We start from the raw sequence: 24,518 nt of genomic DNA on the forward strand, positions 1-24,518 counted from the left end.
ACTGGAGCATGCAACTGAATTCCACCGAAATCAGCGAACTGATCAAGCAGCGCATTGCTCAGTTCAGTGTTGTGAGTGAAGCTCACAACGAAGGTACTATTGTTTCTGTAAGTGACGGTGTTATCCGTATCCACGGCTTGGCCGATTGTATGCAGGGTGAGATGATTTCCCTGCCGGGTAACCGTTACGCTATCGCACTGAACCTGGAGCGCGACTCCGTAGGTGCAGTTGTGATGGGTCCATACGCTGACCTCGCCGAAGGCATGAAGGTTAAGTGTACTGGCCGTATTCTGGAAGTACCGGTTGGCCGTGGCCTGCTGGGTCGCGTTGTTAACACCCTGGGTGCGCCAATCGACGGTAAAGGTCCGGTTGAGCACGATGGCTTCTCTCCAATCGAAGTTATCGCACCAGGCGTTATCGACCGTCAGTCCGTAGATCAGCCTGTTCAGACAGGTTATAAGTCCGTTGATGCCATGATCCCAATCGGTCGTGGTCAGCGTGAACTGATCATCGGTGACCGTCAGACCGGTAAAACCGCGATGGCTATCGACGCCATCATCAACCAGCGTGACTCCGGCATCAAATGCGTGTACGTGGCCATCGGCCAGAAAGCGTCCACCATTTCTAACGTGGTTCGTAAACTGGAAGAGCATGGCGCACTGTCTAACACCATCGTTGTGGTAGCGACCGCGTCTGAATCTGCTGCACTGCAATACCTGGCGCCATACGCCGGTTGCGCAATGGGCGAATACTTCCGTGACCGCGGTGAAGATGCTCTGATCGTATACGATGACCTGTCTAAACAGGCTGTTGCTTATCGTCAGGTTTCCCTGCTGCTCCGTCGTCCACCTGGACGTGAAGCGTTCCCTGGCGACGTATTCTACCTCCACTCTCGTCTGCTGGAGCGTGCTTCCCGCGTTAACGCGGAATACGTCGAGAACTTCACCAAAGGTGAAGTGAAGGGTAAAACGGGCTCTCTGACCGCTCTGCCGATCATTGAAACCCAGGCGGGTGACGTTTCTGCGTTCGTTCCGACCAACGTAATCTCTATTACCGATGGTCAGATCTTCCTGGAAACCAACCTGTTTAACTCAGGTATTCGTCCGGCAGTTAACCCGGGTATCTCCGTATCCCGTGTGGGTGGTGCTGCTCAGACCAAGATCATCAAGAAACTGTCCGGTGGTATCCGTACCGCGCTGGCACAGTATCGTGAACTGGCTGCGTTCTCTCAGTTCGCATCCGATCTGGACGAAGCAACCCGTAAACAGCTGAGCCACGGTCAGAAAGTGACCGAGCTGCTGAAGCAAAAACAGTACGCACCAATGTCTGTTGCTCAGCAGGGCCTGGTACTGTTCGCGGCTGAACGCGGTTACCTCGAAGATGTGGAACTGGCGAAAATCGGTAGCTTCGAAGCCGCTCTGCTGGCTTACGTCGACCGTGATCACGCTCCGCTGATGCAAGAGATCAACCAGACCGGTGGCTATAACGACGAAATCGAAGGCAAGCTGAAAGCTATCCTCGATTCCTTCAAAGCAACCCAATCCTGGTAATCGTCCGGCGGCTTGTCTCAGGACAAGCCGCCTGGCATTGAGGAGAAGCTCATGGCCGGCGCAAAAGAGATACGTAGTAAGATCGCAAGCGTCCAGAACACGCAAAAGATCACTAAAGCGATGGAGATGGTCGCCGCTTCCAAAATGCGTAAATCGCAGGATCGCATGGCGGCCAGCCGTCCTTATGCAGAAACCATGCGCAAAGTGATTGGTCACCTTGCAAACGGTAATCTGGAATATAAGCACCCTTACCTGGAAGAACGCGACGTTAAGCGCGTGGGCTACCTGGTGGTGTCGACCGACCGTGGTCTGTGTGGCGGCTTGAACATTAACCTGTTCAAAAAACTGCTGGCGGATATGAAAGCATGGTCTGAAAAAGGCGTTCAGTGCGATATCGCAATGATCGGCTCTAAAGGCGTCTCTTTCTTTAACTCCGTTGGTGGCAACATTGTCGCTCAGGTGACCGGTATGGGTGATAACCCGTCCCTGTCCGAACTGATCGGCCCGGTTAAAGTGATGTTGCAGGCTTATGATGAAGGCCGTCTGGACAGACTGTACGTTGTCAGCAACAAATTCATTAACACCATGTCTCAGGTTCCAACGCTCACTCAGATGCTGCCGTTACCGGCATCAGAAGATGGCGAGCTGAAGCAAAAAACCTGGGATTACCTGTATGAACCCGATCCGAAACCGCTGCTGGATACCCTGCTGCGTCGTTACGTTGAATCTCAGGTTTATCAGGGCGTTGTAGAAAACCTGGCCAGCGAGCAGGCCGCACGAATGGTGGCGATGAAAGCCGCGACCGATAATGGCGGCAGCCTGATTAAAGAGCTGCAGTTGGTTTACAACAAAGCTCGTCAGGCCAGCATTACTCAGGAACTCACCGAGATCGTCTCGGGGGCCGCCGCGGTTTAACCAGGTTTACGAATTACGTAGAGGATTCAAGATGGCTACTGGAAAGATTGTCCAGGTAATCGGCGCCGTGGTGGACGTCGAGTTCCCTCAGGACGCCGTACCACGCGTGTACGACGCGCTTGAGGTACAGAATGGTAACGAGAGCCTGGTGCTGGAAGTTCAGCAGCAGCTCGGCGGCGGTATCGTGCGTACCATCGCGATGGGTTCTTCCGACGGTCTGCGTCGTGGTCTGGAAGTAAAAGACCTTGAGCACCCGATCGAAGTCCCGGTAGGTAAAGCAACACTGGGTCGTATCATGAACGTATTGGGTCAGCCAATCGACATGAAAGGCGACATCGGTGAAGAAGAGCGTTGGGCTATCCACCGCGCGGCACCTTCCTACGAAGAGCTGTCCAGCTCTCAGGAACTGCTGGAAACCGGTATCAAAGTTATCGACCTGATGTGTCCGTTCGCGAAGGGCGGTAAAGTCGGTCTGTTCGGTGGTGCGGGTGTAGGTAAAACCGTAAACATGATGGAGCTGATCCGTAACATCGCGATCGAGCACTCCGGTTACTCTGTGTTTGCGGGTGTAGGTGAACGTACTCGTGAGGGTAACGACTTCTACCACGAAATGACCGACTCCAACGTTCTGGACAAAGTATCCCTGGTTTACGGCCAGATGAACGAGCCACCTGGAAACCGTCTGCGCGTTGCGCTGACCGGCCTGACAATGGCTGAGAAGTTCCGTGACGAAGGCCGTGACGTTCTGCTGTTCGTTGATAACATCTATCGTTACACCCTGGCCGGTACGGAAGTATCTGCACTGCTGGGTCGTATGCCTTCAGCGGTAGGCTACCAGCCTACGCTGGCGGAAGAGATGGGTGTTCTTCAGGAACGTATCACCTCTACCAAAACTGGTTCTATCACCTCCGTTCAGGCGGTATACGTACCTGCGGATGACTTGACTGACCCATCTCCAGCAACCACCTTTGCGCACTTAGATGCAACCGTGGTACTGAGCCGTCAGATCGCGTCTCTGGGTATCTACCCGGCCGTTGACCCGCTGGACTCCACCAGCCGTCAGCTGGATCCACTGGTTGTTGGTCAGGAGCACTACGACACCGCGCGTGGCGTACAGTCTCTTCTGCAGCGTTACCAGGAACTGAAAGACATCATCGCCATCCTGGGTATGGATGAACTGTCTGAAGAAGACAAACTGGTGGTAGCACGTGCGCGTAAGATCCAGCGCTTCCTGTCCCAGCCGTTCTTCGTTGCGGAAGTATTCACCGGTTCTCCGGGTAAATACGTTTCCCTGAAAGACACCATCCGTGGCTTTAAAGGCATCATGGAAGGCGAATACGATCACCTGCCAGAGCAGGCGTTCTACATGGTTGGTTCCATCGAAGAAGCTGTGGAAAAAGCCAAAAAACTTTAACGCCTTAATCGGAGGGTGATATGGCAATGACTTACCACCTGGACGTCGTCAGCGCAGAGCAACAAATGTTCTCTGGTCTGGTCGAGAAAATCCAGGTAACGGGTAGTGAAGGTGAACTGGGTATTTTCCCGGGTCACGCACCGCTGCTCACCGCCATTAAGCCTGGTATGATCCGCATCGTTAAACAGTTCGGTCACGAAGAGTTTATCTATCTGTCCGGCGGCATTCTTGAAGTGCAGCCTGGCAGTGTGACCGTTCTGGCCGATACCGCTATTCGTGGCCAGGATCTCGACGAAGCGCGAGCCCTGGAGTCGAAGCGTAAGGCTGAAGAGCACATTAACAGCTCTCATGGTGACGTGGATTACGCTCAGGCGTCTGCGGAGCTGGCCAAAGCGATCGCGAAACTGCGCGTTATCGAGTTGACCAAAAAAGCGATGTAACACCGGCTTGAAAAGCACAAAAGCCAGTCTGGATACCAGGCTGGCTTTTTTTTTCGGCCTTAATTCATGATGAAAAAGATGTAGAATTTTAAGCATCAAACGTTTTTACTTCACACTCAAACTACCGTCAGGATGCGTATGTCAAACAGTGCGATGAGCGTGGTGATCCTTGCCGCTGGCAAAGGGACCCGCATGTATTCCGATCTGCCTAAAGTGCTTCACACGCTTGCTGGAAAGCCAATGGTGCAGCATGTCATTGATGCAGCGAATGAACTGGGTGCCAATCAGGTCCACCTGGTCTACGGCCACGGCGGCGATCTTCTTAAAAAGACGCTGAGCGACGACAAGCTCAACTGGGTGCTTCAGGCTGAACAGCTGGGCACAGGTCATGCGATGCAGCAGGCAGCACCGTTCTTTGCGGATGACGAAGACATTTTGATGCTCTACGGCGATGTCCCGCTGATCTCCGTTGAAACCCTGACTCGCCTGCGTGAAGCCAAACCGCAGGGCGGCATCGGTTTATTAACCGTCGTGCTGGACGATCCAACCGGTTATGGCCGTATCACCCGTGAGAACGGTAACGTCACGGGTATTGTTGAGCACAAAGATGCCAGCGATGAACAGCGCCAGATTCAGGAGATCAACACCGGTATCCTGATTGCCAATGGCGCGGATATGAAGCGCTGGCTGTCCAGACTCGACAACAACAACGCGCAGGGTGAATTCTACATCACCGACATCATTGCGATGGCGTATCAGGAAGGACGTGAGATTGCGGCGGTTCATCCGGCGCGTATTAGCGAAACCGAAGGGGTGAATAACCGCCTTCAGCTTTCCCGTCTGGAGCGTGTTTATCAGTCCGAGCAGGCTGAAAAACTGCTTCTGGCAGGTGTGATGCTGCGCGATCCGGCGCGTTTCGATCTGCGTGGTTCGTTATCTCACGGTCGTGACGTTGAAATTGATACTAACGTTATCCTCGAGGGTAACGTGACGCTGGGCAACCGCGTCAAAATCGGTGCCGGCTGCGTGATTAAAAACAGCATTATTGGTGACGACTGCGAAATCAGCCCGTACAGCGTGGTGGAAGATGCCCGTCTGGACGTGGCCTGTACCATCGGCCCGTTTGCGCGTCTGCGCCCGGGCGCAGAGCTACTGGAAGGCGCTCACGTGGGTAACTTCGTGGAAATGAAAAAAGCGCGTCTGGGTAAAGGCTCGAAAGCCGGTCATCTGACCTATCTGGGCGACGCGGAAATTGGCAATAACGTGAATATTGGTGCAGGGACCATAACCTGTAACTATGACGGCGCGAATAAGTTTAAAACCATCATCGGTGATGATGTGTTCGTGGGCTCCGATACGCAGCTGGTGGCGCCTGTTACCGTGGGTAACGGGGTGACCATTGCAGCCGGAACAACCGTAACGCGTGATGTGGCCGAGAACGAGCTGGTGTTAAGCCGCGTTCCGCAGGTCAGCAAACAGGGCTGGAAACGTCCGGTGAAGAAAAAGTAACGGATTTACCCCTCTCCCCAAAGGAGAGAGGGGATCGTTCGGTGCGGTGTTTTTCTCCCTCGCCCCTTTGGGGAGAGGGCCGGGGTGAGGGGATAATATAATCCTCCCCCCACAAGCAGTACCCATAAAAATAACCCCACTCTCTACAAGGCTCGGGGCGCCCGGAAAGGGCAAATACAGGTCAGCGACAACGCAGGCATAATGCCTAAATTCGGAATCTAAAATTATGTGTGGAATTGTTGGCGCAGTTGCGCAGCGTGATATTGCTGAAATCCTTCTCGAAGGTTTACGTCGTCTGGAATATCGTGGTTACGACTCTGCCGGTCTGGCTGTCGTCGATGCAGAAGGTCATATGACCCGTCTGCGTCGTCTCGGTAAAGTGCAGATGCTGGCCCAGGCCGCGGAAGAACATCCGCTGCACGGGGGAACCGGTATTGCGCACACCCGCTGGGCGACGCACGGCGAACCGTCTGAAGGTAACGCGCACCCGCATGTGTCTGAACACATCGTGGTGGTGCACAACGGCATTATCGAAAACCACGAACCGCTGCGCGAAGAACTGAAAGCGCGCGGCTACACCTTCGTCTCTGAAACTGACACCGAAGTGATTGCTCACCTGGTGCACTGGGAGCTGGAGCAGGGCGGTACACTGCGTGATGCGGTGCTCCGTGCTATCCCTCAGCTGCGCGGTGCGTATGGTACGGTGATCATGGATTCCCGCGATCCGTCAACGCTTCTGGCCGCGCGTTCCGGTAGCCCGATGGTTATCGGTCTGGGCATGGGTGAAAACTTTATCGCCTCTGACCAGCTGGCGCTGCTGCCGGTTACCCGTCGCTTTATCTTCCTCGAAGAGGGTGATATCGCGGAAGTGACCCGTCGCAGCGTGACCGTCTTCGATACTAAAGGCGAGCAGGTGAAGCGTCAGGAGATCGAATCGAATCTGCAGTACGACGCGGGCGACAAAGGCGCTTACCGTCACTATATGCAGAAAGAGATTTACGAGCAGCCAAACGCCATCAAAAACACCCTGACCGGGCGCATTAGCCACGGTGAAGTGGATCTGAGCGAGCTGGGCGCAAACGCGAACGAACTGCTCAGCAAGGTCGAGCATATTCAGATCGTGGCCTGCGGCACCTCCTATAACTCCGGTATGGTTTCTCGCTACTGGTTTGAATCCCTGGCGGGCGTGCCGTGCGATGTGGAAATCGCGTCTGAATTCCGCTATCGCAAATCTGCGGTGCGTCGTAACAGCCTGATGATCACCCTTTCCCAGTCCGGCGAAACGGCGGATACGCTCGCAGCGCTGCGTCTGTCTAAAGAGCTGGGCTACCTGGGCTCTCTGGCCATCTGTAACGTCCCGGGCTCCTCGCTGGTGCGTGAATCCGATCTGGCGCTGATGACTAAAGCGGGCACCGAAATCGGCGTGGCTTCAACCAAAGCGTTTACCACGCAGCTGACCGTTCTGCTGATGCTGGTGGCGAAGCTTGCGCGCCTGAAAGGCGAAGATGCGTCCGTTGAGCATGACATCGTTCATGGTCTGCAGGCGCTGCCAAGCCGTATTGAGCAGATGCTGTCTCAGGACAAACGCATCGAAGCGCTGGCGGAAGATTTCTCTGACAAACATCACGCCCTGTTCCTGGGTCGTGGCGATCAGTATCCGATTGCGCTTGAAGGCGCACTGAAGCTGAAAGAGATCTCCTACATCCACGCGGAAGCCTATGCGGCAGGCGAGCTGAAACACGGCCCTCTGGCGCTGATTGACGCGGATATGCCGGTCATAGTTGTGGCACCAAACAACGAACTGCTGGAAAAACTGAAGTCTAACATCGAAGAAGTGCGTGCCCGTGGCGGTGTTCTGTACGTCTTCGCCGACAAAGATGCCGGTTTTGTCAGCAGCGACAACATGCACATCATCGAGATGCCGCATGTGGAAGAGGTGATTGCACCGATCTTCTATACCGTTCCGCTGCAGCTGCTGGCTTACCATGTGGCGCTGATCAAAGGCACCGACGTTGACCAGCCGCGTAACCTGGCGAAATCAGTTACCGTAGAATAATCCCTTCAGGCTCCACCCTCGGGTGGAGCTTTTTTATCCCGCCCGGTTTGTTTTTAATCAATCCTGTCTCGTTTTTAATAATGACAATTTGTCATCTTCAGCTACTTTTTTCAGTGTCACATAAAGAAAATATTTCTGAAAACGTATTGTCATAAAAGTGGCTAACACGATGAAAATTAAGCTTTATTGTGCGGTATTTTAAGTGAAATTTTCATTGTCATAAAACTGTCATAATTCGTACATTTATCTGTCACCTGTTTGTCCTATTTTGCTCATCGTAGCCACTAAACAACGATTTACGAAAATCTTGCAGGAGACATTATGAAAGTTATGCGTACCACTGTCGCAACTGTTGTCGCCGCGACCTTATCTCTGAGCGCGTTCTCTGTATTTGCAGAAGCAAGCCTGACTGGCGCTGGTGCAACCTTCCCTGCGCCGGTGTATGCCAAATGGGCGGATACCTACCAGAAAGAAACCGGTAACAAGGTTAACTATCAGGGTATCGGCTCCTCCGGTGGCGTGAAACAAATTACCGCGAACACGGTTGATTTCGGCGCGTCTGACGCTCCGCTGTCTGATGATAAGCTGGCTCAGGAAGGCCTGTTCCAGTTCCCTACCGTGATCGGTGGCGTGGTCCTGGCGATCAACCTGCCGGGCGTGAAGTCGGGCGAGCTGGTGCTGGACGGCAAAACGCTGGGTGACATCTACCTGGGCAAAATCAAAAAATGGGATGACGAAGCGATCGCTAAGCTCAACCCAGGCCTGAAGCTGCCTTCTCAGAACATCGCCGTGGTTCGCCGCGCGGATGGTTCCGGTACGTCTTTCGTGTTTACCAGCTACCTGGCGAAAGTGAACGAAGAGTGGAAATCTAAAGTCGGCTCCGGCTCAACCGTTAACTGGCCTACCGGTCTGGGCGGTAAAGGTAACGACGGTATCGCCGCGTTCGTACAACGTCTGCCTGGCTCCATCGGCTACGTAGAGTATGCGTACGCGAAGCAGAATAACCTGTCCTACACCAAACTGGTGTCTGCAGACGGCAAACCGGTTAGCCCGACCGAAGAGAACTTTGCTAACGCTGCCAAAGGCGCTGACTGGAGCAAATCCTTCGCTCAGGATCTGACTAACCAGAAGGGCGAAGGTGCATGGCCAATCACCTCTACCACCTTCATCCTGGTGCACAAAGAGCAGAAGAAACCTGAGCAGGGCGCTGAAGTGCTGAAGTTCTTCGACTGGGCATACAAAAACGGCGGCAAACAGGCTAACGCTCTGGATTACGCCACCCTGCCGGACAACGTGGTTGAGCAGATTCGTGCTGCATGGAAAACCAACGTGAAAGACAGCAGCGGTAAAGCGCTGTACTAACAGGATATATTTAACGAAGATGGCGGGTGGCGCTGCGCTTACCCGCCCTACGGTTTAAGCTGTAGGCCCGGTAAGCGTCAGCGCCACCGGGCATATTCGTAAAAACGTCTCAAACAGAAGAGTAATTTATGGCTGCAACCAAGCCTGCATTTAACCCTCCGGGTAAAAAAGGTGACATGATTTTCAGCGCGCTGGTCAAACTGGCTGCGCTGATTGTGCTATTGCTGCTGGGCGGCATTATCGTGTCTCTGATTTTCTCCTCATGGCCGAGCATCCAGAAATTCGGTTTCTCCTTCCTGTGGACCAAAGAGTGGGACGCGCCGAACGACATCTACGGTGCTCTGGTGCCGATTTACGGCACGCTGGTAACCTCGTTCATCGCCTTGCTGATTGCGGTTCCGGTAAGCTTTGGTATTGCCCTGTTCCTGACGGAGCTGGCGCCAGGCTGGCTGCGTCGTCCGCTGGGTATTGCCATCGAACTGCTGGCGGCTATTCCGAGTATCGTCTACGGCATGTGGGGCCTGTTCATCTTTGCCCCGCTGTTCGCTACATATTTCCAGGAACCGGTGGGTAATGTCCTCTCTGCCATTCCGTTTGTGGGGGCCCTGTTCTCTGGCCCGGCTTTCGGTATCGGCATTCTGGCGGCAGGTGTGATCCTCGCCATTATGATTATTCCGTACATTGCGGCGGTCATGCGCGATGTCTTCGAACAAACGCCGGTGATGATGAAAGAGTCGGCCTACGGCATCGGCTGCACCACCTGGGAAGTAATCTGGCGCATTGTCCTTCCGTTCACCAAAAATGGGGTGATCGGGGGCGTGATGCTGGGCTTAGGTCGTGCGCTGGGTGAAACCATGGCGGTCACCTTTATCATCGGTAACACCTACCAGCTCGACAGCGCGTCGCTCTACATGCCGGGTAACAGTATTACCTCGGCGCTGGCGAATGAATTTGCGGAAGCGGAATCCGGGCTGCACGTGGCGGCGCTGATGGAGCTGGGTCTGATTCTGTTCGTTATTACCTTCATCGTTCTGGCGATTTCCAAGCTGATGATTATGCGCCTCGCTAAAAATGAGGGAGCACGCTAATGGCTACTCTCGAAATGCAAGCTACCGCTGAACTGGCGGAATCCCGCCGCAAGATGCAGGCCAGACGCCGCATGAAAAACCGCATTGCCCTGACGCTCTCAATGGCGACGATGGCATTCGGCCTGTTCTGGCTGGTCTGGATCCTCTTCTCGACAATCGTTCGTGGGATTGACGGAATGTCACTCTCGCTGTTCACCGAAATGACGCCGCCGCCGAACACGGCGGGCGGTGGCCTGGCGAATGCGCTGGCCGGCAGCGGGTTGCTGATCCTCTGGGCGACGGTCTTCGGCACGCCGCTGGGCATCATGGCGGGCATTTACCTGGCAGAATACGGTCGTAAATCCTGGCTGGCGGAAGTGATTCGCTTCATTAACGATATTTTGCTGTCAGCCCCGTCTATCGTGGTGGGTCTGTTCGTTTACACCGTTGTTGTAGCGCAGATGGAACACTTCTCCGGCTGGGCGGGTGTGATTGCCCTGGCGCTGCTGCAGGTGCCGATTGTGATTCGAACCACCGAGAACATGCTGAAACTGGTGCCGGACAGCCTGCGTGAAGCGGCTTATGCACTGGGTACGCCGAAATGGAAGATGATCTCTGCGATTACGCTGAAGGCGTCCGTATCTGGGATCATGACCGGTATCCTGCTGGCGGTTGCGCGTATCGCGGGTGAAACTGCGCCGCTGCTGTTTACGTCCCTCTCCAACCAGTTCTGGAGCACGGACATGATGCAGCCGATCGCCAACCTGCCGGTGACGATCTTTAAATTTGCGATGAGCCCATTCGCGGAATGGCAGCAGCTGGCCTGGGCCGGGGTGCTGATCATTACCCTTTGCGTACTGTTGCTGAACATTCTGGCGCGCGTCATTTTCGCGAAGAAGAAACACGGTTAATTTTTTACGGCGCGGCAGCTCGCGGCGCCGAATGAGGAAATGAGTCAATGAGTATGGTTGATACTGCCCCAGGTAAGATTCAGGTTCGTGATTTGAACTTCTACTACGGCAAATTCCATGCCCTGAAGAACATCAACCTGGATATCGCTAAGAACCAGGTCACGGCATTTATCGGTCCGTCCGGCTGTGGGAAATCCACGCTGCTGCGTACCTTTAACAAAATGTATTCGCTCTATCCGGAGCAGCGCGCTGAAGGGGAAATCATCCTCGATGGCGAAAATATTCTGACCCAGGCTCAGGATATCGCCCTGCTGCGCGCCAAAGTGGGAATGGTGTTCCAGAAACCCACGCCGTTCCCGATGTCCATTTATGACAACATCGCCTTTGGCGTTCGCCTGTTTGAAAAGCTCTCCCGCGCCGATATGGACGAGCGCGTGCAGTGGGCTTTGACCAAGGCCGCATTATGGAACGAAACCAAAGATAAGTTGCACCAGAGCGGTTACTCTCTCTCCGGTGGTCAGCAGCAGCGTCTGTGCATTGCGCGCGGTATTGCGATTCGCCCGGAAGTGTTGCTGCTGGATGAGCCGTGTTCAGCGCTGGACCCGATCTCAACCGGTCGTATTGAAGAACTGATCACCGAGCTGAAGCAGGATTACACCGTGGTTATCGTGACCCATAACATGCAGCAGGCTGCACGTTGCTCCGATCACACGGCGTTTATGTACCTGGGTGAATTGATTGAGTTCAGCAACACGGACGATCTCTTCACTAAGCCCGCGAAGAAACAAACCGAAGATTATATTACTGGCCGCTACGGTTGATTTGCCTTAGTGCATGTGGAGAAACCATGGACAACCTCAATCTTAATAAACACATTTCCGGCCAGTTCAACGCAGAGCTGGAAAGCATTCGCACCCAGGTGATGACCATGGGCGGTATGGTCGAGCAGCAGCTTTCTGATGCGATTACGGCGATGCACAACCAGGACAGCGAGCTGGCGAAACGCGTCATTGAAGGCGACAAAAACGTCAACATGATGGAAGTCGCTATCGACGAGGCCTGCGTGCGCATTATCGCGAAACGTCAGCCGACGGCGAGCGACCTGCGTCTGGTGATGGCCATTATCAAAACCATCGCCGAGCTGGAACGTATTGGCGACGTTGCGGATAAAATCTGCCGCACCGCGCTGGAGAAGTTCTCTCAGCAGCACCAGCCGCTGCTGGTGAGCCTGGAGTCGCTGGGCCGCCACACCGTGCAGATGCTTCACGACGTACTGGATGCCTTTGCGCGAATGGATCTTGACGAAGCGGTGCGTATCTACCGTGAAGACAAAAAGGTCGATCAGGAGTATGAAGGCATCGTGCGTCAGCTGATGACCTACATGATGGAAGATTCCCGTACGATCCCAAGCGTACTGACCGCCCTGTTCTGCGCGCGCTCCATCGAGCGTATCGGCGACCGCTGCCAGAACATTTGCGAATACATTTTCTACTTCGTGAAAGGTCAGGACTTCCGTCACGTGGGCGGCGACGAGCTGGACAAGCTGCTGGCGGGTAAAGATCCGAAAGAGTAATCCTGTCATCTGATAACAACGCCGGTACTCACCGGCGTTGTTATTTCTAGTGTAATCACAATTTTCCCCTTCATCCGTTGCCTGACGTTCGAAACGCGCTAACGTGAGACGAAAAAAACAGCAAAGGATGGGATATGAAAAATTCATTAGCGTGCCTGGCGATGGCCATCAGCATCGGGATCGGTACTGGAACAGACGTTATTGCCGCACCGTTGCCGGTCACACCTGACCAGACTACCCCGGTCAGCCACTATGTGACCCAGGTTAATGCGGATAAAAGCATTACGTTTCGCCTGTTTGCACCCGGCGCAACGCGAGTCTCCGTGGTGACGGGGTCAATGCCTGAAAGCCAGGTTTCCCATGATATGACGAAAGAGAAAAATGGCGTCTGGTCATGGAAAAGCGAGCCGATGGCCCCGAATCTCTACGAATATTATTTCGACATCGATGGTTTCCGTTCAGTCGACACGGGAAGCCGCTATCAAAAACCTCAGCGGCAGGTGAACACCAGCCTGATTCTGGTTCCGGGCAGTATTCTCGACGATCGCGCCGTACCGCATGGCGATCTCACCACCCTGACCTGGCACTCGCCGTCGCTCAAGTCAGAGCGCCGCGTCTATGTATGGACTCCCCCTGGCTACAACGGCACAGGGGAACCCTTACCGGTTCTCTACTTCTACCATGGTTTTGGGGATACCGGGCTCTCGGCCATCGACCAGGGCCGTCTGCCTCAAATCATGGATAACCTGATGGCCGAGGGGAAAATCAAACCGATGCTGGTGGTGGTACCCGACACCGAGACGGAGAGCGCTGAGGCCATCCCCGAGAACTTCCCACCGGCAGAACGACGGAAGTCTTTCTACCCGCTTAATGCGAAAGCCGCAGACCGTGAACTGATGAGCGAAATTATTCCTCTGGTGGATACACGCTTCAACGTGCGTAAAGATGCTGACGGCCGGGCGCTGGCGGGGTTGTCACAGGGCGGTTATCAGGCGCTGGTCTCCGGGATGAATCATCTGGAGAGCTTCGGCTGGCTGGGAACGTTCAGCGGCGTTACCACGACAACCGTGCCTGACGAAGGCGTGGCCGCACGCTTTAAGCAGCCTGAGGCCATTAATCGGCAGCTGCATAACTTCACCGTCGTTGTGGGAGAGCGCGATTCGGTGACCGGCAAAGATATCGCCGGTCTGAAAGCGGAGCTGGAAAAACAGGGCATCAAATTCGACTATAAAATGTACCCTGGTCTGAATCACGAAATGGACGTCTGGCGTCCGGCCTATGCAGAGTTTGTTCAAAAGCTCTTCAGATAAACCTGTCGCCCTCCCTGAAGGGAGGGGCGGCTTAGCGCGTAATATCCCACCCGCGCGTCTTCCACAATTCAGGCAACTGCGCCAGATCGGTGAAGGTCGTGACTTTTGGATGATCGATCGGCTTGTTGTGCGGATCGGCGCAGAAGTAAAACACCTCCATTCCCGCATCAATCCCCGACTGCGCCCCCGCAGACGAGTCATCCACCAGAATGCAGTTCTCTACGTTAACGTTCATCGCTTTTGCCGCATGGAACATCAGCGCCGGGTCCGGCTTCCAGCGCTGGATATCGTAGCCGCTGAACAGTTTTTCCGGGAAGTGGTGCAGCATCTCAAGCTTGCCCAGCGAGTGCTGCATTTTGCTGACCGGACCGTTGGAGACCACGCAGATCGGCACCGTCATGGCATCCAGCAGCGCGTTTGCGCCCGGAATCACCTCCAGCTCCGAATCGAACAGGCGTGCAACCTCGGCGCGGTACACCGGTTCCAGAGCCGCCTTCTCAAGAACGACGCCGTGTTCTTCGTTAATGATGTCGATGATCTCGTAGAGCTTCACGCCCTTAAAGCGTTTAAACACCTCTTCGAGTTCCAGAGTAATGCCAAATTCCTGGAACATGGTGACATACGCGCGGGAACAAATGACCTCACTGTCGACCAGCGTACCGTCGCAGTCGAAAAATACCGCTTCAATTCCGGACATGCCTTTCCCTTTTAACAAGTTTAACGTTTACGTACGGCAGTTCACCGGGACGCAATCGTTGCCGTATAAGCAAAATCAATGAAAAAAGTATCACGTAACTGCCACTATTGTCGCATTTTGGTATAGGATAGCGACGAATTTTCCCTCCTTGTTCGGAAATTGATGATGAGTCAACAACACACTACCCAGACATCTGGTCAGGGTCTGCTTGAGCGCGTTTTTAAACTGCGCGAGCACGGCACAACGGCACGCACCGAAGTGATCGCTGGTTTCACCACCTTCCTGACGATGGTCTATATCGTTTTTGTGAACCCACAAATTCTGGGCGTTGCTGGCATGGATACCAGCGCCGTCTTTGTAACCACCTGCCTGATCGCCGCCCTTGGCAGCATTCTGATGGGTGTATTCGCTAACCTGCCAGTTGCATTGGCACCGGCGATGGGCCTGAATGCGTTCTTCGCGTTCGTGGTTGTTCAGGCGATGGGTCTGCCTTGGCAGGTGGGCATGGGCGCAATCTTCTGGGGCGCGGTTGGCCTGCTGCTGCTGACCATTTTCCGCGTACGTTACTGGATGATTGCAAACATTCCCGTGAGCCTGCGCGTGGGCATTACCAGCGGTATCGGTCTGTTCATCGGTATGATGGGGCTGAAAAACGCCGGCGTTATCGTGGCGAACCCGGATACGCTGGTGAGCATCGGTCACCTGACCTCGCATAATGTGCTGCTGGGCGTGCTGGGCTTCTTTATCATCGCGATCCTCGCTTCCCGCAATATTCACGCGGCAGTGCTGGTATCCATCGTGGTGACCACGCTGCTGGGCTGGATGCTGGGCGACGTTCACTATAACGGCATCGTTTCCGCGCCACCGAGCGTTTCTACCGTTATTGGTCATGTTGATCTGGCGGGTTCCCTGAACCTGGGCCTGGCGGGCGTGATTTTCTCCTTCATGCTGGTGAACCTGTTCGACTCCTCCGGTACGCTGATCGGCGTGACCGACAAAGCGGGTCTGGCAGATGAGAAAGGCAAATTCCCGCGCATGAAGCAGGCGCTGTTTGTGGACAGTATCTCCTCAGTGACCGGCTCATTTATCGGGACCTCGTCTGTTACCGCTTACATTGAATCCTCTTCCGGCGTGTCCGTGGGCGGCCGTACCGGCCTGACGGCGGTTGTGGTGGGTATTCTGTTCCTGCTGGTGATCTTCCTCTCGCCACTGGCGGGCATGGTGCCTCCGTACGCGGCGGCCGGCGCGCTGATCTATGTGGGTGTGCTGATGACCTCCAGCCTGTCTCGCGTGAAGTGGGATGATTTAACCGAAGCGGTGCCGGCGTTTATTACCGCCGTGATGATGCCGTTCAGCTTCTCGATTACCGAAGGTATCGCGCTGGGCTTTATCTCTTACTGCGTAATGAAGATCGGTACCGGCCGCTTCCGCGATCTCAGCCCTTGCGTCATCATTGTGGCGCTGCTGTTTGTGCTGAAGATTGTGTTCATCGACGCCAAATAAACAGCAAGCCCTTTTCTTCGAAAAGGGCTTTAGTGTTTGTTCCCTCTCCCCGTGGGAGAGGGCCAGGGTGAGGGTATCAGGCCGCGATGATCTTACGCCTTCACCCGCTTAATATAATCCCCGAACGCCGTCAGCTGGCCAGAGAGATGGTCGCGCGTGCTCTGATCCACCACTTCACCCGTTTGCGGGTCGACTTTGTTCTGAATCACACCGCCCATAAATTCCGGCTTGTTCATCACCATCGCATCCAGGAATACCAGGATCTGACGCAGATGATACTGGCAGCGAGCGCCGCCAATCGCGCCCATTGAGCTGGTCTGGATCAGCACCGGTTTGCCTGACAGAGGCTGTTCAGGTAAACGGGACAGCCAGTCGATGGCATTCTTCAGGCCACCCGGAACCGAGTAGTTATATTCCGGCGTGACGATGACCACGCCGTCAGCCTGGCGGATCTGCTCTGCCAGCGCCTCGACGCTCTGCGGGAACCCTTCTTCCTGCTGGACGTCCGCATCATACAGCGGAATATCGCCAATAGACGGCAGGGCGCTAATTTCCATACCTGCCGGTGCCAGCTGTGGCAGCGTGCGGGCAACCATCCCGTTAAATGAACCTTTGCGCAGGCTTCCCAGTAACGTAACTACTTTCAACGTATCAGACATGATTACTCCTGTTTCATCATGATGACCCTGATTGGATCAGCTAAGGGTGAATGCTTTTTCTGTCGGTAAACTGGTTAAACGCATCAGGCGTGCGGCGGGCTCGTTGGCGCGCTCGGGCACATCAGGAAGGCTACGCCATCCCTGTTGACTGTCAAATTCCCAGATTTTCATGCGTTCGATGGCAGGGGTAACCGCAATGGACCAAATGAGCACATCCTCTGCGTCACTGAGTGCCTCCACCAGCGTGGCCTGGGCGGCACGCAGACGTCCGGAGCCAGGCAACAGCTGCAGCAGGCTGGCGTCGTCTGAGGCGCATCCGCAGAGCTTACGAATGCTCTGGCGCAGGGTAATGAGCTGGGCTCGGGCTTCGACAGGATCGTTCTGGTTGCGTACCCACAGCTTCTCATTGCTGGAGAGCGGATAGTCTTCATGTGCGTTACCGCCATGGAAGCTGCGCGTTGCGCGCTGAAGTTCCATATCGAGCCCACAATCCCCTTCGGTGGTCAGCGCGACGCCAATGATATTGCCCGCGTAGGCAATCGAAAAACGAGGGAGATCCGGGTCGACAAAGACCGGGCGGCCTTCGGGTTGGGTAATGATGTCCGGCAGCTCGCTGGTGCCGTACAGCATAAACAGCAGTTCTGCGAGAAGTGCTCTGGACGCTAAAAACCGCGTCCTCCGGTGTTCCGGGAGATCGAGTGCTTCACGGTGACAGGCTGAAGAAATTCTTGCCGATACGAGACGTCCTTCCGTAAGTATCCCTCTTGCAAAGTGCGTAGCCATTTTTCGCTCCTTGATAATGGTCGTAATCGGTTAAACGGTTACATGATTATCGCTTAACTTGACTCCTGTTTTAATCAGTAAATGGGAGTAAGAGAAGCCTTGGGACCGAACTTTACATTTTCTTAGGCAAAAATTGGATCGCTCGCACCGTACAGCGCCTTGATGGTTTCCCGCAACCATAGAATTTTCGGATTATGGCTGTTCCGTTTATGCCAGATCAACGTGAAGGGAACGGTGAGCTTTTCAGCCTGCGCTTCGTCAATGGGAATAGGAAGCGCGATCAGCTTCCGCTGGTGGAGTTCATTGTAGTGATGGCAGTAATGCGGAGCCGTGGCGATATAGTTATGACCGGGCTGCGCTGCCATAAACATCGACTGCTCAAAGCCCGGCACGCTCATGGCAATGTTTCTCTCCCGACCCATCTCCTTTAGCACTTCGTCCAGTGCCCAAGTGTCGCTGCGTTCCCAGAAGATGCTGATGTGAGGGTAGCGCAGAAAGGTCTCGAGGTTCCATTCATCCTGTAGCGCGGGGTGATCCTCACGCAGATACACGCACGGACGGTCGCTGAACAGGATCTCATAGTCGATGAACCACGGCATTAGCTTCAGCAATTCACGCGATCGCGGGTGCGTTTCGCGTCCGGTGAATCCCAGGTCCACCTCTCCACGCGTAATGGCGTCCAGAGAGTCGTAATCCCAGTGGCGCATTTTCACCGTAGCCTGCGGATAGCGCTGGTTCACCTGCTCCAGCAGGGCATTGAAGCGGATCAGCATCAACGGCGTTTCCGCGGCCAGCACGAACGTCAGCCCGCCCGGAGAATCATGGTGGAATTTATCGAGGATCTGGTTGCCGATTTGCATCCAGTCAGCCAGATCCTGCTCAAGACTCACCGTCAGCGGCGTCGGCAGCAGCCCTAGCGGAGTTTTAACAAACAGCGGGTCTTCGAACCAGTCGCGCAGCTTGGCCAGCGATTTGCTCACCGCCGACGGCGTCACGTTCATCCGCTTTGCCGCTTTGGTGACGCTGCGCTCCTGCAGCAAAAGCTGCAGGCACAGCAACAGGTTAAGATCGAGACTGCTGATGGGCTTCTTCATAGTGCGCCGCGGGCTGGATGACCATAAGTAAGGTAATGCAGAGTATGCTACAGCCAATCAGAACCCCGATCAGCATATTCAGCGCGTTAAGCCCGATGACCGCCGCCAGCCAAATCCACATCGACGAGCCGCAGACCTGCGCGATCCCCAGTACCGAGCTTGCCACGCCTGCCCGCAGCGAAAATGGGCCAAGCGCCTGGCTCATCGCTACGCCAAAGCCAACCGAGAACCCGGCACAAATGAGCGTAATACCTGCCAGCATGACCGCATGTGAGCTGGTGGTCGCCAGGATCGCGCCGGCGGCGAGGAATAAAACCTGTGAGGTCAGCATCAATGTGCGCTGGCTGAAAACATTTAGCGCAAACGGCGTCGAAAAAGAAACGGCCATACTGACCATCGCGGTTAATGCCATCACCGTTGAATACTGACCGCGATCGAAGCCCATAGTCTCCATCAGCAAAACCGGGGAAACGTTTACATAGGTCAGGATCACCGCCACGCTTAACGTGGTCACGGCCAGACGACTGAGGAAAAAGCGGTTGAGGAGCTTCTCTGCCGGGTGAATGGTTGCGGTATGGCCGGTATTCTGCGAGCCCGGGTGGGTCTCTTTCAGCACGGCAATTGACAGGACAAACACCAGCGCGCCCATCGCCGCCATGGTCCAGAACAGGCTCTGCCACGGGAATTTCAGCATGATCAGATAGCCCACGACCGGGGCCAGCACCGGGATGATGCAGGTAATGCCGTTCATCATCGACAGCACTTTGGCGCGACGCTGGGCGCTTAAGGTGTCGCGCAAAATGGCAAACGCCACCACGTAGCAACCGCCCGCCCCGATGCCCTGGATAAAGCGCCCGGTCAGAAACACGGTGCTGTTTTGCGCCTGTGAGCAGAGAAGGGACGCCAGGGCAAAAACGATGGCACCGGAGATAGCGACAGGCTGACGGCCTGCCTTATCCGCGATCTTCCCCGCAAACACCATCGACGACGCCATCCCCGCGAGGTAGGCCGAAAACGCGATGTGCAGCTGCGCTTCGCTGGCGCCCAGATCGCGGGCGATATGCGGTAATCCCACCAGATACATATCAATGCCTGACGGATAAAGCAGAACTAAAGCGAAACTACAAAACAGAAAACGCGCCATAAACCCCCCATAGATGAAGGCATGCAGGATAGGGGGTGAAAAGGGATTAGGCGAGTTGCCATTTGGACAATGGTGATTTCCCAGGAGGAAATCACCATAGATTAGCGGGAATTATTTACCAATACAGAAGCTTGAGAAGATCCGTCCCAGCAGATCGTCCGAGGTAAACTCCCCGGTGATCTCGCTCAGATTCTGCTGCGCCAGACGCAGCTCTTCCGCCAGCAGTTCACCCGCCCACGCGCCGATCAGCTGCGCTTTACCCTGGACAAGGTGGTTAGCCGCCTCTTCCAGCGCCTGCAGGTGACGGCGACGCGCCAGGAAGCCGCCTTCCATGCTGGTGTCAAAGCCCATGCTCTGCTTGAGATGATTACGCAGGTCGTCCACGCCCTCACCGGTACGCGCCGACAGGCGGATTAGTGAGTGACCATTCACATCGCTGATGCCCAGCGTTTCGCCGGTCACGTCTGCCTTATTACGTACCACGGTGATCGGCAGTTTGGCCGGCAGGCGGGCAATAAAGTCCGGCCAGATCTCTGCCGGGTCAACGGCGTCGGTCGTGGTGCCGTCCACCATAAACAGCACGCGGTCGGCCTGCTCGATCTCCTGCCAGGCGCGTTCGATACCGATGCGCTCAACCTCATCGCTGGCATCGCGCAGACCGGCGGTGTCGATGATGTGCAGAGGCATGCCGTCGATGTGGATGTGCTCGCGCAGCACGTCGCGAGTGGTGCCGGCAATGTCGGTCACGATTGCCGCTTCACGGCCCGCCAGGGCGTTCAGCAGGCTCGATTTCCCGGCGTTAGGGCGTCCGGCAATCACCACCTTCATCCCTTCGCGCAGCAGGCTGCCCTGGCGCGCTTCGGCGCGAACGGCGTCGAGATCGCTCATCACCTGGTTGAGCTGGGCTTCGATTTTACCGTCAGAGAGGAAGTCGATCTCCTCATCAGGGAAGTCGATTGCCGCTTCCACGTAGATGCGCAGGTGAGTAAGTGCTTCCACAAGGTGATTCACACGCGCGGAGAATGCCCCCTGCAGCGAGTTCAGGGCGGAGCGGGCCGCCTGTTCAGAACTGGCGTCGATCAGGTCAGCAATGGCCTCAGCCTGCGCCAGGTCGAGCTTGTCGTTGAGGAAGGCACGTTCGGAGAACTCGCCCGGCTTGGCAATGCGCAGGCCCGGCAGGGTCAGGATACGTTTTAACAGCAGGTCGAGGATAACGGGGCCGCCGTGGCCCTGAAGCTCCAGCACGTCTTCGCCGGTGAAGGAGTTAGGGCCGGGGAACCACAGCGCAATGCCCTGGTCCAGCGGCGTGCCGTCGGTATCTTTAAACGGCAGGTAATCAGCGTAGCGCGGCTTTGGCAGTTTACCCAGCACCGCTTCGGCCACCTCGCGCGCCTTCAGGCCGGAGATGCGCAGAATGCCTACACCACCGCGTCCCGGTGGGGTTGCCTGGGCGACGATAGTGTCGTTATGGCTCATGGTTGGTCTCGTTCAATACAAATAAAAAAGGCGGTCAATCGACCGCCCTTATTTTAGCGTTAACTTACCGAATCAGGACTTTTTCTTTTCGCGGCTATGCAGGCCACGTTTTTCCAGACCACGGTAAATCAGCTGCTGCTGGATGATGGTCACCAGGTTGCTGACGATATAGTACAGCACCAGACCTGACGGGAACCACAGGAAGAACACGGTGAAGATGACCGGCATAAAGGTCATGATCTTCTGCTGCATCGGGTCGGTCACGGTGGTCGGCGACATCTTCTGGATGAAGAACATCGTCACGCCCATCAGGATCGGCAGGATGTAGTACGGGTCCTGTGCGGACAGGTCATGGATCCACAGGGCGAACGGCGCGTGGCGCAGCTCAACGGAACCCATCAGCATGTAATACAGCGCAAGGAAGATTGGCATCTGAATCAGCAGCGGGAAGCAGCCGCCCAGTGGGTTCACTTTCTCTGCTTTGTACAGGGCCATCATTTCCTGGCTCTGGCGCTGTTTGTCATCGCCCAGACGCTCACGCATTGCCTGAATCTTCGGCTGCAGCATGCGCATCTTCGCCATGGAGGTGTACTGCGCTTTAGTCAGCGGGTACATGATGCCACGAACGATGAAGGTGATAACGATGATGGAGAAGCCCCAGTTACCCAGGAAGCTGTGGATGAACTTCAGCAGCTTAAACAGCGGCTGAGAGATGAACCACAACCAACCGTAATCCACGGTCAGATCCAGGTGCGGCGCAACAGCGGCCATTTTGTCCTGAATTTCCGGGCCGACCCACAGGGTGCTTGCCAGCTTACCGGTTTGACCCGGCTGTACCAGAACCGGCTGAGATTTGTAGCCGATGGCTGCAATACCGTTGCCTAGGTTCGCAGTATAGAAGTTGTTGGTACCGTCGTTATTTGGCACCCACGCAGTGGCGAAATACTGCTGCAGCATTGCCACCCAACCGCCTTTAGCGCTGACGTTCAGGTTTTCGTTATCGGCAATGGTGTCGAATTTGTATTTCTCATACTTCGCGTCTGGCGTGGAGTACGCCGCGCCACGGAAGGTATGCAGCGCAAAGTTGCTGCTTCCGGTGTCACGGTGAGACGGCAGATTGATGGACTGCTTCAGCTGGCCAAAGGTGGACAGTTCCAGCGGTTTCGCACTGGCGTTCTGTACGCTGTAGCCCACGTTCACCGCATACTCACCGCGTTTCAGGGTGAAGGTTTTGGTGAAGGTGTTGCCTGCGGCGTCGGTATAGGTCATCGGGATAACGAGTTCGTTCTGGCCATCAGCCAGCACAAAGGTGTCATTCTCGACGGTATACAGTGGACGCGCACCGTTAGCCGGGTTATCCGGGCCATCACGACCGGTCAGGCCGCTCTGCGCCTGGTAGATAAACTCAGGCGTGGTTTCCAGTAACTGGAACGGTTCGTTAGACTTCAGCTCTTTCGGGTAGGTCAACAGCAGCGCCTGCTCAACATCACCACCACGGGTGTTGATTGTCAGCTCAAGCACATCGGTCTTAACCGTAATCTGTTTCCCCTGGCCACTGGCCGGTACGCCCTGGTCGGCGGCGCTACCCGCTGCGGTGGTCGTAGTCTGCGTGGTCTGCTGCTGGGGTTGAGGATTTTTATCCTGCTCCCATGCCTGCCAGATCATGAAAGACACGAACAACAAAGCGATGATAAGAAGATTGCGTTGCGAATCCATCGTTAGTGTTCTCTGGTATCAAAGGGTCCTGGAGGGACGGGGTCGTCTCCACCGGGGTGTAAAGGGTGGCATTTTAATACGCGTTTCACCGTCAACCAACTGCCTTTTATCACTCCAAACCTGCGCAATGCCTCAATTCCGTAGCTTGAGCATGTTGGTGTGAAACGGCAGTGCGGCCCGAGTAGCGGACTAATCAGGCGTTGATAGACCCGAATGAGGGCTATCAGGACCCGTGAGCCAGGCGACAGTGGCGGCGCCATAATTTTTCCAACGCTTCCGAGAGAGCACGGTTATCGAGGTCGGCAACCCCCTTTTTAGCCACCACCACGAAATCCATTGAAGGCAGTTCGTGCTGACGTAAACGGAAGCTTTCACGCGTCAGACGTTTAATCCGATTGCGTTCATGCGCACGCTTAACATTTTTCTTGGCGACTGTGAGACCGATGCGGGGATGCCCCAGCGAATTTTGGCGGCCGAGGATGGTGATTTGCGGCGTGCCAGCCCGTAGTGGCTGCTGGAAGACGAAAGTGAAATGAGCGGGAGTTAACAAACGTAACTCCCTGGGAAATGCTAGCTTAACCACTCAGGGGTTAGCTTTATTACTTGGAAACGGTCAGACGAGCGCGGCCTTTAGCACGACGACGTGCCAGAACCTGACGACCATTTTTAGTAGCCATACGAGCACGGAAGCCGTGAGAACGGTTGCGCTTCAGTACAGACGGTTGAAAAGTGCGTTTCATGGCGATTTCTACCTAAACTTGAATAAATTCACTGACTTTTGCGTATACCCGAACGAGTTTCGAACGACTAACGCCTCAGCGTGGGTGATTAAAGAGGCCGGATTGTAATAATTGTACACTCCGGAGTCAATTCTCTTTCCTTATTTCCCGCGTATTTCCGCACGTTTTCGCGTGGAAAATGAGCAACGGACGACGCAGGAAGATGAGCATCACGCGCCGGGTCGAGGATTATACGGGCTCACCGACAAAGCGCAAGGATCGTCCCGGATCTTCGTTAGATCATTTAAGCAATAAATTGTCTGTGCTCATTAATTTTTCCAATATGCGGACTAAATCGCGGGGCACTCGCGCCAGGATCGTTTACACTTACCCGGTTCTGGATCTTCCTGTGGATAAATCGGGAAGAATCTGTGAGAAACAGAAGATCTCTGGCTCAGTTTAGGCTATGATCCGCGGTCCCGATCGGGATCCCAGGATCCTGGTCAGGATAAATTGCAGATAGCAATTCGCACGTCCCCCTTTACACAGGGTCATGTCGATGTGCGCCAACAATCATGAATATTCAATAGTTTTCTTTTATTGTTCGAGTGGAGTCCGCC

At 55.1% G+C, this 24,518-nt stretch carries 23 protein-coding genes; 13 read left to right on the plus strand and 10 right to left on the minus strand.

Going from position 1 to position 24,518, the window contains the following annotated elements; translation table 11 throughout:
- The first annotated feature begins 8 nt into the window (after positions 1-8).
- From atpA to KGP22_RS22280, 12 genes are all read left to right on the plus strand, one after another.
- Entirely contained in the window at positions 9-1,550 is a 1,542-nt protein-coding gene (gene atpA / locus KGP22_RS22225) for a F0F1 ATP synthase subunit alpha (protein WP_006808751.1), read from the plus strand.
- 51 nt (positions 1,551-1,601) lie between these two features.
- Positions 1,602-2,465 (plus strand): F0F1 ATP synthase subunit gamma, encoded by an 864-nt coding sequence (gene atpG, locus KGP22_RS22230; RefSeq protein WP_024907886.1) that lies wholly within the window; start codon positions 1,602-1,604, stop codon positions 2,463-2,465.
- Positions 2,466-2,496: 31 nt separating this feature from the next.
- A complete protein-coding gene (atpD, locus tag KGP22_RS22235; RefSeq protein WP_003862362.1) occupies positions 2,497-3,879 on the plus strand; it encodes a F0F1 ATP synthase subunit beta in 1,383 nt (460 codons plus the stop codon).
- Between the two features lie 20 nt (positions 3,880-3,899).
- Positions 3,900-4,319 (plus strand): F0F1 ATP synthase subunit epsilon, encoded by a 420-nt coding sequence (locus tag KGP22_RS22240; protein WP_003862360.1) that lies wholly within the window; start codon positions 3,900-3,902, stop codon positions 4,317-4,319.
- A gap of 138 nt (positions 4,320-4,457) precedes the next feature.
- Positions 4,458-5,828 carry a bifunctional UDP-N-acetylglucosamine diphosphorylase/glucosamine-1-phosphate N-acetyltransferase GlmU gene (gene glmU, locus KGP22_RS22245; protein WP_115876777.1) on the plus strand — a complete coding sequence of 457 codons (1,371 nt, stop codon included), beginning with the start codon at positions 4,458-4,460 and terminating at the stop codon, positions 5,826-5,828.
- A 226-nt stretch (positions 5,829-6,054) separates the two neighbouring features.
- Positions 6,055-7,884, plus strand: a complete 1,830-nt coding sequence (glmS, locus tag KGP22_RS22250) for a glutamine--fructose-6-phosphate transaminase (isomerizing) (protein ID WP_149367371.1) — start codon at positions 6,055-6,057, stop codon at positions 7,882-7,884.
- 321 nt (positions 7,885-8,205) lie between these two features.
- Positions 8,206-9,246 carry a phosphate ABC transporter substrate-binding protein PstS gene (gene pstS, locus KGP22_RS22255; RefSeq protein WP_008500186.1) on the plus strand — a complete coding sequence of 347 codons (1,041 nt, stop codon included), beginning with the start codon at positions 8,206-8,208 and terminating at the stop codon, positions 9,244-9,246.
- A 128-nt stretch (positions 9,247-9,374) separates the two neighbouring features.
- The gene (pstC, locus tag KGP22_RS22260) at positions 9,375-10,334 is read left to right on the plus strand and encodes a phosphate ABC transporter permease PstC (protein ID WP_023309793.1); all 960 of its coding nucleotides are present in this window, start codon (positions 9,375-9,377) and stop codon (positions 10,332-10,334) included.
- Positions 10,334-11,224, plus strand: coding sequence for a phosphate ABC transporter permease PstA (gene pstA, locus KGP22_RS22265; RefSeq protein WP_111964235.1), 891 nt, complete (start codon positions 10,334-10,336; stop codon positions 11,222-11,224). The genes pstC and pstA overlap by 1 nt, the downstream gene beginning before the upstream one ends.
- A gap of 47 nt (positions 11,225-11,271) precedes the next feature.
- Positions 11,272-12,045 (plus strand): phosphate ABC transporter ATP-binding protein PstB, encoded by a 774-nt coding sequence (pstB, locus tag KGP22_RS22270; protein ID WP_008500183.1) that lies wholly within the window; start codon positions 11,272-11,274, stop codon positions 12,043-12,045.
- A 26-nt stretch (positions 12,046-12,071) separates the two neighbouring features.
- Positions 12,072-12,797, plus strand: a complete 726-nt coding sequence (phoU, locus tag KGP22_RS22275; RefSeq protein ID WP_008500182.1) for a phosphate signaling complex protein PhoU — start codon at positions 12,072-12,074, stop codon at positions 12,795-12,797.
- 161 nt (positions 12,798-12,958) lie between these two features.
- Positions 12,959-14,107 (plus strand): esterase, encoded by a 1,149-nt coding sequence (locus KGP22_RS22280; protein ID WP_111964358.1) that lies wholly within the window; start codon positions 12,959-12,961, stop codon positions 14,105-14,107.
- A gap of 31 nt (positions 14,108-14,138) precedes the next feature.
- Here the strand turns inward: KGP22_RS22280 and yieH are convergent, their stop codons facing one another.
- The gene (gene yieH / locus KGP22_RS22285; RefSeq protein ID WP_111964236.1) at positions 14,139-14,804 is read right to left on the minus strand and encodes a 6-phosphogluconate phosphatase; all 666 of its coding nucleotides are present in this window, start codon (positions 14,802-14,804) and stop codon (positions 14,139-14,141) included.
- Between the two features lie 165 nt (positions 14,805-14,969).
- Between yieH and adeP the strand changes: the two genes are divergently transcribed.
- Positions 14,970-16,307, plus strand: a complete 1,338-nt coding sequence (gene adeP, locus KGP22_RS22290) for an adenine permease AdeP (protein ID WP_146749030.1) — start codon at positions 14,970-14,972, stop codon at positions 16,305-16,307.
- Between the two features lie 92 nt (positions 16,308-16,399).
- On the opposite strand, the gene KGP22_RS22295 is transcribed toward adeP, so the two are convergent.
- From KGP22_RS22295 to rpmH, 9 genes are all read right to left on the minus strand, one after another.
- Complete coding sequence (locus tag KGP22_RS22295) at positions 16,400-16,966, minus strand: NADPH-dependent FMN reductase (RefSeq protein WP_014833835.1); 567 nt, start codon at positions 16,964-16,966, stop codon at positions 16,400-16,402.
- Positions 16,967-17,002: 36 nt separating this feature from the next.
- Positions 17,003-17,749 carry a phosphopantetheinyl transferase gene (locus tag KGP22_RS22300; protein ID WP_143345692.1) on the minus strand — a complete coding sequence of 249 codons (747 nt, stop codon included), beginning with the start codon at positions 17,747-17,749 and terminating at the stop codon, positions 17,003-17,005.
- 122 nt (positions 17,750-17,871) lie between these two features.
- Positions 17,872-18,843 carry an HTH-type transcriptional regulator YidZ gene (gene yidZ / locus KGP22_RS22305; RefSeq protein ID WP_111964239.1) on the minus strand — a complete coding sequence of 324 codons (972 nt, stop codon included), beginning with the start codon at positions 18,841-18,843 and terminating at the stop codon, positions 17,872-17,874.
- The gene (locus KGP22_RS22310; protein ID WP_223580805.1) at positions 18,812-19,987 is read right to left on the minus strand and encodes an MFS transporter; all 1,176 of its coding nucleotides are present in this window, start codon (positions 19,985-19,987) and stop codon (positions 18,812-18,814) included. The genes yidZ and KGP22_RS22310 overlap by 32 nt, the downstream gene beginning before the upstream one ends.
- A 111-nt stretch (positions 19,988-20,098) precedes the next feature.
- Positions 20,099-21,463 (minus strand): tRNA uridine-5-carboxymethylaminomethyl(34) synthesis GTPase MnmE, encoded by a 1,365-nt coding sequence (gene mnmE / locus KGP22_RS22315; protein ID WP_032644252.1) that lies wholly within the window; start codon positions 21,461-21,463, stop codon positions 20,099-20,101.
- 72 nt (positions 21,464-21,535) lie between these two features.
- Positions 21,536-23,179: a membrane protein insertase YidC gene (yidC, locus tag KGP22_RS22320; protein WP_115876769.1), complete on the minus strand. Its 1,644-nt coding sequence runs from the start codon at positions 23,177-23,179 to the stop codon at positions 21,536-21,538.
- Between the two features lie 2 nt (positions 23,180-23,181).
- Complete coding sequence (gene yidD, locus KGP22_RS22325) at positions 23,182-23,439, minus strand: membrane protein insertion efficiency factor YidD (protein WP_001307474.1); 258 nt, start codon at positions 23,437-23,439, stop codon at positions 23,182-23,184.
- Positions 23,403-23,762: a ribonuclease P protein component gene (rnpA, locus tag KGP22_RS22330; protein ID WP_032640303.1), complete on the minus strand. Its 360-nt coding sequence runs from the start codon at positions 23,760-23,762 to the stop codon at positions 23,403-23,405. The genes yidD and rnpA overlap by 37 nt, the downstream gene beginning before the upstream one ends.
- Before the next feature lie 16 nt (positions 23,763-23,778).
- Positions 23,779-23,919 carry a 50S ribosomal protein L34 gene (gene rpmH / locus KGP22_RS22335; protein WP_000831330.1) on the minus strand — a complete coding sequence of 47 codons (141 nt, stop codon included), beginning with the start codon at positions 23,917-23,919 and terminating at the stop codon, positions 23,779-23,781.
- Positions 23,920-24,518 lie beyond the last annotated feature (599 nt).

The sequence above is a fragment of the Enterobacter sp. JBIWA005 genome (assembly GCF_019968805.1).
GTDB lineage: Bacteria > Pseudomonadota > Gammaproteobacteria > Enterobacterales > Enterobacteriaceae > Enterobacter > Enterobacter vonholyi.